Consider the following 15,209-nt stretch of genomic DNA (forward strand, 5'->3'; position numbering starts at 1 on the left):
TTTAAGCTTTGAAATCGTCAATATGATCCAAATAAACTTTGTCTCTATTCTCTAATTCTCGCACCATGTTTTTATATTTTTTCTCATCTAAGTTATAGAAATTAATATCAATCATGGCCAGAACCAGTAAGAACACGGGAATAATGGTTGCTGTAATTAAAATTCCCGTCAATGCCTCCGGCGTTTGCACCTGATTTGCCACATATCCAAACTGATCTAAAACCAAACCCGGTACAACCCCTCCCAAGGCCATGCCGAATTTAAAGAAAAATCCGATAATAGCGTATATGAGACCGCCCATTCTTTTCCCGGTCTTATACTCTCCATATTCGATTGTTTCAGGAATAAGCGCCCACATATATCCCCCGGCAGTGAGACTTCCGGCAGCGGCCAGCAATCGAAAGGAAAGGATCAGGAATATATTACTTGACGGAACGAACAGTAAAGCTAAGAGGCCGATCATATTCAGTAATAATGCATAATTTAGTAATTTCTTCTTCCCTAATAATTGATGAAGCTTTGGTATAAACGGTAAAATGACCAAAGCAGGCAAACTTCCCAACAAACCGTACCACTTCACTAAATCCGCTCTTTCTAAATTATACGTTACGTAATAGATGCCAACCGAATTACTGATTGAATTCACTCCAAAAATAATAATAAAGAAAATACTTAATACAACTAGAGGCCGATTAACACGAAATTGCTCAAATATATCCGATAATTTAATTTTTTCTTCAGATTTTTGAAGCGTGACACGCTCTTTTGTGCTTTTAAAACAAAAGATTAAAAGGCACCCGCCTATGACTCCCATAATACCCATGGTTAGCTGCCAGCCAAGAGATTCGCTGCCGGAAGTATCGCTTAAATAAGCAGCCAGTAAGGGAACAAAAAATGCAACGACAAGTCCCCCAAGATTCGCAAATAACATACGGACAGACGTTATACTAACAACTTCTTGATTATTTCGGGTCATTGCAGATGTTAACGCGCCATATGGCACGTTTATCATTGTGTATGTAAGCGACAAGCCGACATAGGTGATATAAGCATATATTAATTTCCCCATATCCGAAAAATCCGGGGTTGTAAAACAGAGTATTGCCAATATGACAAATGGAAAAGCTCCGAATAAAAGATACGGTCTGAAGCGCCCAAACCTGCTATTTGTTCTGTCAACTATTGTTCCGATAAAAGGATCAGCGAGAGCGTCGATGATTCTAACCACTAAAAACATCGTACCGGCTGTTGCTGCCGGTAAACCAAATATATCTGTATAGAAGAACAAAAGATAAGTAGACACTGTTGCATAAATTAAATTACATGCAAAATCTCCAGACGCATATCCAACTTTTTCAACCATGCTGATCTTCTTTACATTTTCACTGAGCACGATTTCCTCCCCTTTTCGATCCTTTACATAAGGAACATTATGAAATGGTATAACATTTCTTCAATTTTATCGGCCGGTGAGGTCTTTATAAAAGCGCTTTCAAAAAATGATAGCAGTTTACTTTCACAGAGCATTTTCATCGTAGTGAACAGAATAAAAGCTTGGCTTTCACTTTTTATATACCTCCAATTAAATCGAGCCTCTTATCCCCCTCCCATTTAAGACCTTTACATGATGAGCAATTAAAGTGGTTTTATTAGTTTGTTGATCGAACAAACTAACTTGATTTCATATTATAAAATCTTTTCTGCTTTTTCAACTCTTTTTTCAGAGAATTTAAAACCGACCAAAGGACGTACCATGTTGTAATTGCCGGCTGCTTCGACAGACGTTACGTAAAAACCCCATGTGTCACCTGACTGATTTATTAAATGATAAGCACTTCCATCATCTTTTGTTTAGTAAAACTTATTAAGAAACATGCACTTGAAAAAATGCGAATCATATATAAGTGATATCCCGTTTAATTGGTTGAGGAGGATATTATGAAACCTATGCTGCCTTTTGAAAAATATTTTGGTGATTTAGAACTGGTTTTTGCATTTTATGGAGCTATGCCTACCGGTGTTACTGTTTCAGAAACTGGTCGTATTTTCATTTGTTTTCCGAAATGGGGAGACGATGTTAAATTTACGGTGGCGGAAATAATTGGGGATAAATTGCAGCCTTATCCTGATTTACAAACCAATTTGGTTAACCCTGAGAATATCAAAATGACTTTCATCAGTGTCCAAAGTGTAGTTGCTGATGGAAGAGGAACGCTTTGGATACTAGATACAGCGGCGCCCAATTTTTCTGAACCAATTAAAGGCGGGGCAAAATTAGTCGCTGTTGATTTAAAAACCAATACAATCAGAAGAGTTTATACCTTTACAGAAGATGTTGTCCTTCCAACAACTTACCTGAATGATGTCCGATTTGATTTTCGTGTTGGAACTGCAGGTTATGCCTATATAACGGATTCTTCTTCCAAAGGACCAGGAGCTATTATCGTCGTTGATTTAGAAACCGGAAACGCATTTAGACGGTTAAATGGAGCAAATCCAACTTCACCGGATTCCTCTTTTGTACCGAAAGTAGAAGGTAAAATTTTGATGAATCGTAACAGGGATGGTTCAACTTCCCCATTTAGGCTGGCATCCGACGGTATTGCGATTTCTCCTGACGGAAAGGTATTATTTTTTTGTCCACTGACCAGCCGTCATCTGTTTTCGATCTCAACAGAAGCCCTGAGAGATAGAAATATATCGGACATGGATTTACTTTATCATGTGGCGTATTGGGGAGAAAAAGGCGCGTCTGATGGAATGATTACAGATGCAAAAGGAGCCGTTTATGCCGGAGATTATGAGAACAATAGTATTCGAAAGATGCTGCCGAATGGCACAATGGAAACCATCGCACATGATCCGAGAATTTTATGGCCGGATACTTTTTCGATTGGTCCGGATGGATACTTATACGTCATCGTGAACCAATTACATCGGCAGGCTAGATTTCATTATGGAGAAGACTTACGACAGAAACCTTATAGTTTACTTCGTATCAAAATTGATGAATTTCCTGCTCCTGCTTTTTGAAAATAAAAATGGCCGGTTCAATTTTAGAGCATAATTGGCTTCATGTAGCCTTCATCCTAAACCGAATAAGGGATTACAATAAATACGTGTCCTCAATTATGGAGTTAGATTCATAACTTCAATTTTTTTTGGTCATATTTTGGTCAAGGACCAAAAATATTGTTCTTTTAATCTTATGACAAAATCAAAAAATCCCCTGACACCAATAGTGCCAAGGGATTGAGAGATTAATACTGAGACATGTATTGTTCGCGCTCCCAAGGGTGAACTTGCGTGCGGAACATATCCCATTCGATTTCTTTTGCTTCGATGAAGTGTTCGAACAGGTGCTCGCCGAGCGCTGCAACCATGACTTCGTTTGATTTGAATTCGTCGAGAGCTTCCGCCAGTGTCGCCGGAAGATCTACGATGCCGTTTTCCATGCGCTCTTCTTTGCTCATGACGTAGATGTTGCGGTCAATCGGAGCCGGTGCTTCAAGTTTGTTTTTGATTCCGTCAAGGCCTGCTGCAAGCAATACGCTTAACGCCAGGTACGGGTTTGCCGCCGGGTCTACGCTGCGGACTTCAACACGCGTGCTGATGCCGCGGGAAGCCGGGATACGGATCAGCGGGCTTCTGTTTTGCGCGCTCCATGCCACGTAGCAAGGTGCTTCATAGCCCGGAACAAGGCGTTTGTAAGAGTTCACTGTCGGGTTTGTGACAGCCGTAAAGCTTGTCGCGTGTTTTACGATACCGGCAATGAAATGTTTTGCTGTTTCACTCAGCTGAAGATCAGCGTCTTTATCAAAGAATGCGTTAACGTTATCTTTAAAGAGTGATAGGTTGCAGTGCATACCGGAACCGTTTACGCCGAACAGCGGTTTTGGCATGAATGTCGCATGCAGACCGTGTTTGCGGGCGATCGTTTTGACAACCAGTTTGAAAGTTTGGATGTCGTCACAAGAACGGATGGCACCGGCATATTTAAAATCGATTTCGTGCTGACCCGGAGCAACTTCATGGTGAGATGCTTCGATTTCAAAGCCCATTTCTTCAAGCTCAAGCACGATATCGCGGCGGCAGTTTTCTCCCAAGTCAGTCGGAGCCAGGTCGAAGTATCCGCCTTTATCGTTCAATTCAAGCGTCGGTTCGCCTTTTTCATCTAATTTAAACAGGAAGAATTCAGGCTCAGGTCCAAGATTGAAATCGCTGAAACCGAGTTCTTTCATTTCTTTCAGAATCCGTTTGAGGTTGTTACGCGGGTCACCTTCGAACGGCGTGCCGTCCGGATTGTAAATGTCACAGATGAAGCGTGCTACTTTACCTTTTTCAGCCGTCCACGGGAAGATTACAAAAGTGTTCAGATCAGGATATAAGTACATATCAGACTCTTCGATACGGACGAAACCTTCGATGGAAGAACCGTCGAACATGCATTTATTATCAAGTGCTTTTTCAAGCTGGCTCACAGGAATTTCCACGTTTTTAATCGTTCCGAGAATGTCTGTGAATTGAAGGCGGATATACTTTACGTTTTCCTCATTTACTAATTTTACGATGTCTTCTCTTGTGTACTTTGCCATTTCGTAAAACTCCTCCTCTAAAAGGTAAATGTATATAGCAAAACAGTTGCTAACGGATTAATGAAAGAATCGGGACATGTCACCTTGGCGGAAAGTATTTCCCCGCTGGAAACGGCCTGCCTGCATCAGTTCGTTTTTCAGAAGCTTTCTGAGTTCGTCATCAGACAGATTGTGCTTCATCGGTTTGGCGGTTTTTTCGGATTTTTCTTCCGGTTCGGCAGATGCCTTATCCAGAATTTGTTTGATCCCCGCCATATTGACGCCTTGTTCAATCAGATTTTTGATTTCTAACAGTTTATCTACATCATGGAATGAAAATAATCGTCTATTTCCTTCGCTTCTCGCTGGAAATATCAATCCATTTTCCTCATAATATCGAATTTGCCGGGCAGAAAGTTCTGTTAACTGCATGACAATCCCAATTGGAAATAAAGGCATTGAGCGGCGAATGTTATCACTCATCTCAATTTCCTCCTTTTCTTATCTTAGTCTCATTATAGGTGATGTTATATTTTGTGTCAATACAATGTAAGGAATCTTAACATCAAATTCTTTGAAAATTGCAACCGGCCTAAATCAGCTCTTTTTCCATTAAAGCATTTACGGCGCTGCAAATCGCATTTTTCACGTGCGCGTAGGTTAATCCTCCTTGGACATACGCGACATAAGGCGGTCTGATAGGTCCATCTGCTGATAATTCAATGCTTGCTCCCTGTACGAAAGTGCCCGCTGCCATAATGACATCGTCTTCATATCCCGGCATATAGCTCGGATAAGGCGTCACATGCGCATTAATCGGTGAAGCATATTGTATCGCCTGGCAAAAAGCGATCATCTTATCAGGGTCCTGAAACTCAACTGATTGAATCAGATCCGTTCTCGGCGCATTCCATGCAGGGTTTGACGTAAAGCCGAGCTTTTCAAGAAAACGGGCGGTAAATACCGCTCCCTTCAAGCTTTGCGCCACTACATGCGGAGCGAGAAAGAAACCTTGATACATTTCCTGCAGTGAATAAAGCGAAGCCCCGGCTTCACTTCCGATTCCCGGGGAGGTCATCCGGTAAGAGCAGGCCTCAATCCACTTGGCTTTCCCTACAAGATAGCCGCCCGTTTTAGCAAGGCCGCCGCCCGGGTTTTTAATCAGGGAGCCGGCCATAAGATCTGCTCCGACGTGGCAGGGTTCCCGCTCTTCTGCAAATTCTCCGTAGCAATTGTCCACAAAAACAATGACATCTTCTTTGATTTCCTTTACGAAACGAATCATCTCTTCAATTTCATTTATTCTGAAAGACGGACGATTCGCATATCCTTTTGAACGCTGGATGCCGATCACTTTTGTATTCGGTTGGATTGCAGCCCGGACTGCTTCAAAGTCCACTCTGCCTTCTGATGTTAAATCGACTGCATTGTATCCGATTTGAAATTCCTTAAGCGAGCCTGAATACTCCCCGCCTCTTACTCCGACGATTTCCTCGAGTGTATCGTAAGGCTTGCCTGTGATATAAAGCAATTCGTCCCCGGGTCTCAGCACGCCGAAGAGCGCGATTGAAATCGCATGCGTACCGGAAATGATTTGCGGCCGCACAAGTCCCGCCTCTCCTCCGAACACATCAGCATAGATCTTCTCCAGTGTATCTCGTCCGATATCATCATAACCGTATCCGGTTGAAGGCGTAAAATGCGTATCGCTTACTTTATGTTTTCTGTAGCTTTGCAGGACTCTCCATTCATTCCGTTCACTGATTTCTTCTATTCTTTTATGAATGGCGGAGATTTCCGCTTCTGTTTCTTCGGCGGTTTTTTGTAAAAGAGCGCCGTGGGTCAGTGTGTCAAACATGTTGTGTATACCTTCCTTACATGAATTTCTTCAATTCTCCGAGTATGCTTTGTTCTTCCTGTACATAACCTGAGACTTCGTAGCGTTCATTTTCTTCATTAAAATAAAGACTGTCGATCATGGTCTCTGATTTGATGCGTGACATCAATTTGCCTTCGGCGGCAGGCACATGAACTTCATACGGCGTCATCAGCTCCCGGCGCAAATAAGCTTCGATTTCCGCTTTTAGTTTCGCTTCATCCCCGGCGATTCGGGCGCTGATCATGATGTGGCCTTCTCCCGCTGTCGGGATGAAGTCAGGAAGTGTCTCATCACGTTTGTTATAAGCGGTCAGCACCGGAATATCATCTGCCTCAAGCTCTTTTAACAGTCCGAGGACAGTCTGTTCATGCCCGGCATAATCTTCATTGGATGAATCAATGACATGAATGATCAAGTCTGCTTCCTTCACTTCCTCAAGCGTTGAACGGAAAGCGGCAATCAGCGTCGTCGGCAGATCCTGAATGAAGCCGACCGTATCAGACAAAAGGACGCTGTAGCCGCTTGGGAGCGCCATCTTTCTCGTCATCGGATCAAGTGTTGCAAACAGCAGATCTTCTTCATAGCTGTCTGAGCTTGTTAATTGATTGAACCACGTTGATTTTCCTGCATTAGTATAACCGACGAGTGCAGCCTGAAGCACGCCGTTCTTTTTGCGTCTCTCCCGATAACGGCTTCTGTGGCGGATAACCGTTGACAGCTGCACGTTAATTTCGTGTATGCGGTTTCTAATGTGGCGCCGGTCTGTTTCAAGCTTTGTCTCACCGGGCCCTCTCGTCCCGATTCCGCCGCCTTGTCTTGAGAGATTGATTCCTTGTCCGCTCAGACGCGGCAGCGCGTATTGAAGCTGGGCCAATTCGATCTGAAGCTTTCCTTCTCTCGTCTTCGCCCTTTTTGCGAATATATCCAAAATAAGCTGCGTGCGGTCGATGATCTTCGCTTCAATTGCAGTGGCGAGTGATTTAAGCTGGCTCGGTGACAGTTCATCATTAAAAATAACCAGATCCGCTTCAAGCTCTTCACACAGCGCCTTCAGCTCGTCTACTTTCCCCTTGCCTATGTATGTAGCGGCATCCGCTCTGTTCCGTTTTTGCGTAATCCGGGTCAGCACCGTTCCGTCAGCCGTTTTTGTCAATGAAGCAAGCTCTTCCATGGAATGTTCAAAGTGCTCATCTGTCATGTGCGGAAGCTGGCAGCCGACCAAAATGACCGTTTCTTTTTTTCCTTCCTGTTCGTTCAAATGGATGTTCCTTTCTGTGTCGTATTGGGCAGTAGTACTATCATACCAAACCCGCAGGGCGTATACCACACATCCGGCGGGTTTTAAAGAGAGAAATAAAAAATAGACCCCTCAGACCGGCTGAGAGGTCTATTCGTGAGCTGCCGCCTCATCTTTTATAAGTAAATCCTGGCTCTTGATCGTCATTAAATCGTTTTTTAAGTATTGGTCTCCCATTAAAAGCCTCATGGCCTGAGCGCGGATTGATTTTTCAATCACGTTTCTGACAAAGCGCCCGTTGCTGAATTTAATGGGGCTTGTCGTGCTTTTTACTGTCATTAAGTAATCTTTTAACTTCCACTCGGCTTCCTGGCTTAATTGATACTCCCGCTCTGCTATCATGCGCTTTGCGATGTCCATCAGCTGAGTGACAGAGTAATCCGGAAAATCGATGCTGATAGGGAAACGCGATTGCAGGCCGGGATTTAATGACAGGAATTGTGTCATTTCTCTCGAGTACCCTGCCAGGATCAGAATAAATTCATGCTGTTTGTCTTCCATATGTTTGACAAGCGTATCAATCGCCTCTTTACCGAAATCCTTTTCTCCGCCCCTTGCAAGTGAGTATGCTTCATCAATGAATAAAATGCCCCCGAGCGATTTTTTAATCAGATCTCTCGTTTTTTGCGCCGTATGTCCGATGTATTCACCGACGAGATCGGCACGTTCCGCTTCGATCAGATGTCCTTTGGAAAGAACGTTCATTTCGAAGAAAAGCTTGCCGATCAGTCTCGCGACAGTGGTTTTCCCGGTGCCGGGGTTCCCTTTGAACATCATATGAAGAGCTTGTTTTCCGACTTTCAGCCCTTGTTCGGCCCGTTTTTGGTTGACGAATATCCACGCGTAAATTTCTTTAATGTTGCGCTTCATTTCTTCCATACCCACTAATGTGTTCATTTCTTTTTCAATTTCTTTCAGAATGCTGTGCTTGGCTTCATTTTTTTGCAGGGCGGCCTGATATTCCGCCTCAGCTTCTGCATTTGTCAGCACTTGCTTTTGGCCATTAAGAATGATGTTAATTTGTCCGTTATTTTTATAGGTTACAGCGCGCTCCAACATGCTCACCTCTCTGTTCTCTCTTTATCTTACTCATGATGAAGAGGTTCGGTGACATCCGCCTATCATCATGAGGCCTGTTTTCCTCTTTATCTGTCACTTTTTCCGTTCTCTTCGGGAATGATGTTGAATCCTGCGCTTTCCCGAGAAATATTTTTCATTTCTTATTGTATTCAGCAGAAACGGGAGGACAAACCATTTATTTTTATTTTCCGGGAAATGTTGGGTGTATCTCTCATTTTTTTCATGAATGACAGCCGTACAAGCACCTTTTGAACATCATCATATGCTGTAATGAGGTGATGGAGAATGGTTAAAATTTTTATAGACCCCGGTCATGGCGGAACTGATTCAGGTGCAACCGGAAACGGACTTCAGGAAAAAGCGGTCACGCTGGAGATCGCACTGGCTTTGCGCACGATTCTGACGAATGAGTATGAAGGAGTTTCTGTCACGATGAGCAGGACAAGCGATAAGACGGTCAGCCTGACGGAAAGAACGGATGCCGCCAACAGCTGGGGCGCAGATTATTTTTTATCCATTCATATTAACTCAGGAGGCGGAACCGGATTCGAAAGCTATATTTACCCCGGTGTCGGAGCGCCGACCTCGACTTACCAATCAGCCGTCCACACGCAAGTAATTCAAGCATCGGGTTTTAATGACCGCGGAAAAAAAACAGCCAACTTCCATGTGCTGCGGGAGACAAGGATGCCGGCGATTTTGACGGAGAATGGTTTTGTTGATACGTCAGCTGATGCAAACAAACTGAAAACAGCCAGTTTTATTGAAAGCCTTGCAAGAGGACATGCCAAGGGCTTGGAGCAAGCTTTCGGTCTAAAAAAAAAGGCTGACTTATATAAAGTGCAAATCGGCGCATTCAACGTGAAAGCAAATGCTGATGCGCTTGCAGCCGATGCGGTGTCTAAAGGTTTTGACGCGATTGTGCTTCCAAAAGGCGGCTTCTTCAAAGTGCAGATCGGCGCATTCTCTTTCAGAGATTATGCTGAAGCGTTGGCAGCGCGGGCCGAAAAAGCCGGATTTGATGCCTTCATTGTGCAAGACTAAATGAAAAAACCCCTGCTCTCCCTTTTTTGGGACGAACGGGGGTTTTTTGTTATTGAAGTATATCGGCGACAAACTGAGACCAAGCTTCAAGACGCTGATACACATTTTCCTCTTTCAGTTCGCTCAGTTTCATCCAGCACCCGGCGATTTGATCTTTTTCTTTCACTTCGACTTGTGCCGCAGACGCTAACTGGAGCGCAGAAAGGATGCCGATATGCACCTTCCCTACATCGTTTTCATCATCATTGATCAGGCCGAGTGTGACAATGTTTTGTTTGTCCTCCTCGCGAATGTACAGTTCTTCCGCCAGCTCCCGGTCGGTGTTCTGTTTCAGCACTTCCGAAAATGAAGCCGCCCCTTCCATAGGGTTCATGTGTCCGCCGAAGCCGAGAGAAAGCTTATTATGGAGGCGCGATTCCCCTCCGCCCGCGAGCCGCTCATACACAAATACCTCATCATCACGGCGGATGACGACATAAGGAATCGGCTGTTTAAATCGCGGGTCCTCTTCCGCGTCGCCTCTTCTGATTTCAAAAAAATGCGCCTCAATCTGAGCCATAATTTTTATGATACGTTCATCCTGGCTGTTGACTCCCTGAAATGTCAGCATTTCGTTTTGAAAGACGTCACTCCGCGGTGCAGCCAAGATGATTTCATCCATTTTATTCATGCCCGTTCCTCCTGTCTTACCTCTCCACTCAAGCCAAAAGAGCAGATATTATATCTGCTCTTCATCTTGGCCAAAATAAAAATCTTCGTCCTTAATCGGTTCTACCGTCGCCTTTTTGTAGCCGTTCCCTTTCATGGAGAAGAAATCATGTGATTTTGTTTTGGTGTTTAATCCGTTTAATACGATCGGATTAATATCCTCTTCTTCAAAGTAAGGATCGAACCCTAAGTTCATCAAAGCTTTATTGGCGTTATAGCGGATGAATTTCTTTACGTCATGAGACAGCCCGACTTGGTCGTAGAGATCCTCTGTATATTCAAGCTCATTGTGATAAAGCTCTTCTAAAAGCTCAACCGCAAATTCGCGAAGTTCCGCTTTTTTCGCTTCTGTTTGTTTATTGTATATTTCCTGTGCCAGCAGTCCGACGTATACACCGTGGATCGCTTCGTCACGAAGGATCAGGTTGATGATCTCACCGCTTTGCATCAGTTTTCCTTGTCCGTAGAAATATAACGGATAATAGAAACCGCTGTAGAAAAGGAAGCTTTCCAGATAGACGGAAGCAACCATCGCTTTGAACAGTGAAATTTCATCATCTTTTTGAATGGCTTTGTAAAGCCCGACAATCATTTGCGCTTTTTTCTGCAGATATTTATTTTGTTTAACCCATTCAAATACTTCGTTGATCGTTTCAGTCGGAGCAAGCGTCATAAAAATATTTGAATATGATTTTGCGTGCACCGCGTTCTCCATCATCGCCATGAAATTAAGAACCGCTTTTCGCTGATGGCCTTCGACGTGCTCGGCCACAATCGGCATGCCTGTGTTCCCCTGCTCTGTATCAAGCAGTGTCAGGCCGGCGAGCACCTTCATGTACGTATCCTGCTCATTTTTACCCAAATACTTCCAAGTAAGAAGATCGCCGTTTAATGCGATCTCTTCCGGAAGCCAAAACTGCTTTACGTTTTGGTTGTAAAACATTTGGGTGAAATCATCTTCATGCTTTGACCAGTTTGCTGCGTCATAAATTTTTGTCACTGTTAACTCTCCTTTAATCAAACGACACAAGAAAGACAGCTGTCCTGCCCGGTATCTTTCGTTCTTGCATAGTAAATGGTTTTGATGCCTCTATGGTGGGCATACAGATCAATACGGTTCAGATCACGAGTTGTCATCGTATCTTTCAAAAACAGGGTAAAGCTGATTCCCTGATCGATATGCTGCTGGATTGTCGCGATCATATCCACTACTTTGAACATGTCCATATCATAAGCTTCTTTGTAGAAGAACCAGTTATTAGACGCTAACCCCGGCATCGGGTAATACGTTTTTGAATTTCCGTATGTTCTTTCTTCGATCCGTTCCATGATCGGCATAACGGACGCCGTGCTGGATTGGACATAGGAAATGGAGCCTGTCGGCGCGATGCACAGTCTGTAGCTGTGGTACATGCCGTTTTCAGCGACAAACGCCTTCAGCTCTTTCCAGTCTTCGATTGTCGGGATGTGCATGCCTTCAAAGAGCGCAGCGATTTTTTCGTATGCCGGTGAGAACTCTTTTTCGATGTATTTATTGAAATATTCTCCCGTTGCATAAGTGGAGCCTTCATAATGCTCAAACGTTTCGCCTTTTTCTTTCGCAAGCTCAGCAGAACGCTGGATGGAATAAAAGTTCACCATCATAAAGAACGTATTCGCGAAATCTCTTGCTTCCGGGCTTTCATAAGCGATGCCGTTTTGGGCCAGGTAGCCGTGAAGGTTCATGGCGCCTAAACCGATCGACTTCATCGCTTTGTTCGCGCGTCTGACTGCCGGCGCGTTGCGGATATCCGTCGTCTCAGATACATGAGTCAGGGAATCCGTCGCGAGTTTCACCGTGCGCTCAATCGATTTATGCTTCATGACATTCAAAATATTTAATGAACCAAGGTTGCAGGAAATGTCCAGGCCGATTTCGTCTTCCTCGTCATAATCTGTGTAAGCCGAAACCTGTGACGCCTGAAGCACTTCAGAGCAAAGGTTCGAGAATTTCACTTTTGATACGTGGTTATTCGCATGCTCTTTGTTTACGTTGTCCTGGAACATAATGTACGGATAACCTGACTCAGAACGGAGAACGGCAAGCTTTTCAAGCAATTTGCGCGCATTCACTTTTTCTTTTTTGACACGCGGGTTGTCGACAAGCTCCTCATACATCGCCGTCATGTCCATCTCATCCATATGCTGGCCGTATTCTTTATAAATCGTGTGCGGATAGAATACATAAGCCGCTTTGTCCTCACGTGCAAGCTCAACGAACTTATCCGGAATGACGACACCGATAGAAAGCGTTTTGACACGCACATCTTCATCCGCAGAAATCTTTTTCGTATCAAGAAAGTCATTGATATCGCGGTGGAAAATGTTTAAGTACGCCGCGCCAGAGCCTTGTCTTTGCCCCATTTGGTCAGCATAACGGAACGCGTTATCAAGAAGCTTCATGACGCCTACAACACCTTTTGTGGCGTTTTCAACATCTTTAATCGCTTCACCTTTCGCGCGAAGCTTGGACAGATTAAGAGAAACCCCGCCGCCCAGTTTAGACAGCTGCATGGAAATATCGATCGCTCTTGAAATGTCGTTTAAGGAATCATTGACTTCGAGCAAGAAACAGCTCACAAGTTCTCCGCGGCGTTTTCTGCCGGCATTCAAAAATGTCGGTGTGCTCGGCTGATATTCCTGATTGATCATCAGATTTACATATTCTTTTGCTTTCTCAGTGTCGCCGTTTGCGAAGAACAGCGCAACAATTGAGATCCGGTCCTCATAACGCTCGAGGATTTTTTTCTTGTCATTCGTTTTCAAAGCATAGTCATTATAGAATTTAAACGCACTCATGAAGGAAGGAAAACGAAACTTCTTAGCGTAAGCTGTCTTAAACACTTCTTTAATGTCTTCAAAAGAATAAAGGCTTAAGAATTCCTCTTCGTAGTATTGGTTTTCAATCAAATAATCCAGCTTCTCTTTTAAATCGTGAAAGAAAACTGTGTTTTGATTGATATAGTCTACAAAATAGCTATGTACAGCCTCTTTATCTTTATCAAACTGGAATTTTCCATCTTGTTGGATCATGATTTCGTTATTTAACTGGATCCATTTTGGCACTTGATTTTGTGACAACTCTTTCTACCTCCTGAGTAAACAATTCAACGTCTTTAGATGTGCCGCTGAGTTCAAATTTGTGCAAGATCGGCACCTGATATTGTCTAGAGATGGTATCGGCGCTTTTTGCAAAGTTATCGCCCCATACTTTGTTGCCGCTCGCAGCGACTCCTAATAAGAGATGGGCGTATTTTTCGAGAAATGATTGTGTTGATGCCGGTACCTGACCGAAGTTTGTCGTGTAGGTGACCAAAACAAACGGAGTGTCCACGTGGTCCGTTTCGTCCACCTTGCGGATCAGCTGAAAGTCTGTTTTATTCACAAAACGCTGAACATTCCCTGTCTTTGAATCAAATATGATTTGAACCATCCTTATCACGACCTATCAAAAATAATGAATCTCTTAACACTATATATAGTATACTAACCTCTCAAAAAAACACAACATATTGAGATCGATTTATAAAAAATTCATATTTTTGAAAGAGCGGACTTTGGCTCCGGCCCGATTAACGCCCAAAAAAGAGAGCAGAACGAGAATCATCTCTCATCCTACTCAAGGTGTCATGTGTAAGCCGATGTCTATCATAACATGAAAAAAAACTGCTTAGTAGTCTAGACTTTTATTCTTATTTTTTGTAAGAATCACATTTTTTTTCGCTTTCAACGGTTTCTTCAATCTCCACATCAGCACCGATTTCTTTCAGTACGGCTTTCAGAGCGCTTGTGATGGAAGCCTCTCTGATCAGTTCTTTGCCGTCAACGATGATGCTGGTTCCATATTCATAGCAGGAATCATCTTCACAAGTTTCTTCCCAATGGTTGATTATCACCTTGTGTTTCAATCGTCTCACCCTCTGCATGATCAATGTCAGTACTTAGTGTAGCTTGTGCGGCCCGCTTTGTAAATTCGAACGCTTGTGAAATTTATTCAAGCTCATCCAGCGCCGTTTCTTTTTTCAGTTCGATTTTATTCGTTTTTTCATCATAGCGGTATATTTTTAAGTAACCGTCCTCGACAATGCCGAAACGATTATGTTCCAGCTGCACCATGCCTTCTGTCTGCGGTTCGGCATCCGCCAAGCCGCCGTCATCATCCGTCACCACCGTCTCGTGATTGCTGCAAGCTCCAAACAGCAAAAAAACAGCGATCCAAACGAGCGTAATCCTGATTCTTCTCAGTTCATTTTCACTTTCGAACACGATTTTCCGTACCCCCTTTTATCTTTCCGATATACGGCCTGCAATATACAGACGCGCATAGAAAAAGACCATTGTTCATGGTCTTTGTCAAAAAGTCTATTCAAGCTCAAGCTGGACGTTTTTTTGCGGGGCGAACGTGGAGATGGCATGTTTATAAATAAGCTGCTGCTTCCCCTCCGTTTCGAGCAAAACGGTAAAGTTGTCAAAGCCTTTTACCTGGCCGCGAAGCTGAAAGCCGTTGAGTAAAAACACCGTGACGAACGTATTGTCTTTTCGGATTTGATTCAAAAACTGATCTTGAATATTAATCGGTTTCATGTTT

General features: G+C 43.6%; 15 protein-coding genes. 2 read left to right on the forward strand and 13 right to left on the reverse strand.

Translation table 11 applies throughout. The annotated features are described in order from the left end of the window. Position 1: 1 nt before the first annotated feature. On the reverse strand, positions 2 to 1,393 hold the full coding sequence (locus ACWJJ4_RS15355; protein ID WP_071391794.1) for an MFS transporter: 1,392 nt from the start codon (positions 1,391 to 1,393) through the stop codon (positions 2 to 4). Positions 1,394 to 1,938: 545 nt separating this feature from the next. Between ACWJJ4_RS15355 and ACWJJ4_RS15360 the strand changes: the two genes are divergently transcribed. Then, on the forward strand, positions 1,939 to 3,033 hold the full coding sequence (locus tag ACWJJ4_RS15360) for an L-dopachrome tautomerase-related protein (RefSeq protein ID WP_454021789.1): 1,095 nt from the start codon (positions 1,939 to 1,941) through the stop codon (positions 3,031 to 3,033). Between the two features lie 227 nt (positions 3,034 to 3,260). On the opposite strand, the gene glnA is transcribed toward ACWJJ4_RS15360, so the two are convergent. The 5 genes from glnA to spoVK all read right to left on the reverse strand — a co-directional run bounded on the left by glnA (position 3,261) and on the right by spoVK (position 8,809). Next, positions 3,261 to 4,595 (reverse strand): type I glutamate--ammonia ligase, encoded by a 1,335-nt coding sequence (glnA, locus tag ACWJJ4_RS15365; protein WP_003154048.1) that lies wholly within the window; start codon positions 4,593 to 4,595, stop codon positions 3,261 to 3,263. A gap of 57 nt (positions 4,596 to 4,652) precedes the next feature. Beyond that, complete coding sequence (locus ACWJJ4_RS15370) at positions 4,653 to 5,057, reverse strand: MerR family transcriptional regulator (protein WP_007410366.1); 405 nt, start codon at positions 5,055 to 5,057, stop codon at positions 4,653 to 4,655. Positions 5,058 to 5,166: 109 nt separating this feature from the next. After that, positions 5,167 to 6,432, reverse strand: coding sequence for a methionine gamma-lyase family protein (locus tag ACWJJ4_RS15375; RefSeq protein ID WP_070081864.1), 1,266 nt, complete (start codon positions 6,430 to 6,432; stop codon positions 5,167 to 5,169). Between the two features lie 16 nt (positions 6,433 to 6,448). Next, a complete protein-coding gene (gene hflX, locus ACWJJ4_RS15380) occupies positions 6,449 to 7,711 on the reverse strand; it encodes a GTPase HflX (protein WP_015239904.1) in 1,263 nt (420 codons plus the stop codon). Between the two features lie 129 nt (positions 7,712 to 7,840). Continuing rightward, positions 7,841 to 8,809 carry a stage V sporulation protein K gene (spoVK, locus tag ACWJJ4_RS15385; RefSeq protein WP_070081863.1) on the reverse strand — a complete coding sequence of 323 codons (969 nt, stop codon included), beginning with the start codon at positions 8,807 to 8,809 and terminating at the stop codon, positions 7,841 to 7,843. Between the two features lie 306 nt (positions 8,810 to 9,115). Here spoVK and ACWJJ4_RS15390 point away from each other — a divergent pair, with 306 nt between their 5' ends. Continuing rightward, complete coding sequence (locus ACWJJ4_RS15390; protein ID WP_454021790.1) at positions 9,116 to 9,874, forward strand: N-acetylmuramoyl-L-alanine amidase; 759 nt, start codon at positions 9,116 to 9,118, stop codon at positions 9,872 to 9,874. A 49-nt stretch (positions 9,875 to 9,923) separates the two neighbouring features. Here ACWJJ4_RS15390 and ACWJJ4_RS15395 read toward each other — a convergent pair whose 3' ends face one another. The 7 genes from ACWJJ4_RS15395 to hfq all read right to left on the reverse strand — a co-directional run bounded on the left by ACWJJ4_RS15395 (position 9,924) and on the right by hfq (position 15,205). Beyond that, positions 9,924 to 10,544 carry a hypothetical protein gene (locus tag ACWJJ4_RS15395; protein WP_172614705.1) on the reverse strand — a complete coding sequence of 207 codons (621 nt, stop codon included), beginning with the start codon at positions 10,542 to 10,544 and terminating at the stop codon, positions 9,924 to 9,926. Positions 10,545 to 10,592: 48 nt separating this feature from the next. Continuing rightward, positions 10,593 to 11,582 carry a class 1b ribonucleoside-diphosphate reductase subunit beta gene (gene nrdF / locus ACWJJ4_RS15400; RefSeq protein ID WP_024085331.1) on the reverse strand — a complete coding sequence of 330 codons (990 nt, stop codon included), beginning with the start codon at positions 11,580 to 11,582 and terminating at the stop codon, positions 10,593 to 10,595. Positions 11,583 to 11,599: 17 nt separating this feature from the next. Continuing rightward, a complete protein-coding gene (nrdE, locus tag ACWJJ4_RS15405; protein ID WP_003154060.1) occupies positions 11,600 to 13,702 on the reverse strand; it encodes a class 1b ribonucleoside-diphosphate reductase subunit alpha in 2,103 nt (700 codons plus the stop codon). Then, positions 13,662 to 14,054, reverse strand: a complete 393-nt coding sequence (nrdI, locus tag ACWJJ4_RS15410; RefSeq protein ID WP_003154061.1) for a class Ib ribonucleoside-diphosphate reductase assembly flavoprotein NrdI — start codon at positions 14,052 to 14,054, stop codon at positions 13,662 to 13,664. Before nrdI ends, nrdE begins: the two co-directional genes overlap by 41 nt. Before the next feature lie 259 nt (positions 14,055 to 14,313). Beyond that, the gene (locus ACWJJ4_RS15415; RefSeq protein ID WP_003154062.1) at positions 14,314 to 14,529 is read right to left on the reverse strand and encodes a hypothetical protein; all 216 of its coding nucleotides are present in this window, start codon (positions 14,527 to 14,529) and stop codon (positions 14,314 to 14,316) included. 82 nt (positions 14,530 to 14,611) lie between these two features. Continuing rightward, positions 14,612 to 14,887 carry a YmzC family protein gene (locus ACWJJ4_RS15420; RefSeq protein ID WP_025649429.1) on the reverse strand — a complete coding sequence of 92 codons (276 nt, stop codon included), beginning with the start codon at positions 14,885 to 14,887 and terminating at the stop codon, positions 14,612 to 14,614. 96 nt (positions 14,888 to 14,983) lie between these two features. Further along, positions 14,984 to 15,205: an RNA chaperone Hfq gene (gene hfq, locus ACWJJ4_RS15425; protein ID WP_003154064.1), complete on the reverse strand. Its 222-nt coding sequence runs from the start codon at positions 15,203 to 15,205 to the stop codon at positions 14,984 to 14,986. Positions 15,206 to 15,209: the final 4 nt, after the last annotated feature.

Source organism: Bacillus sp. JK62 (assembly GCF_053663455.1).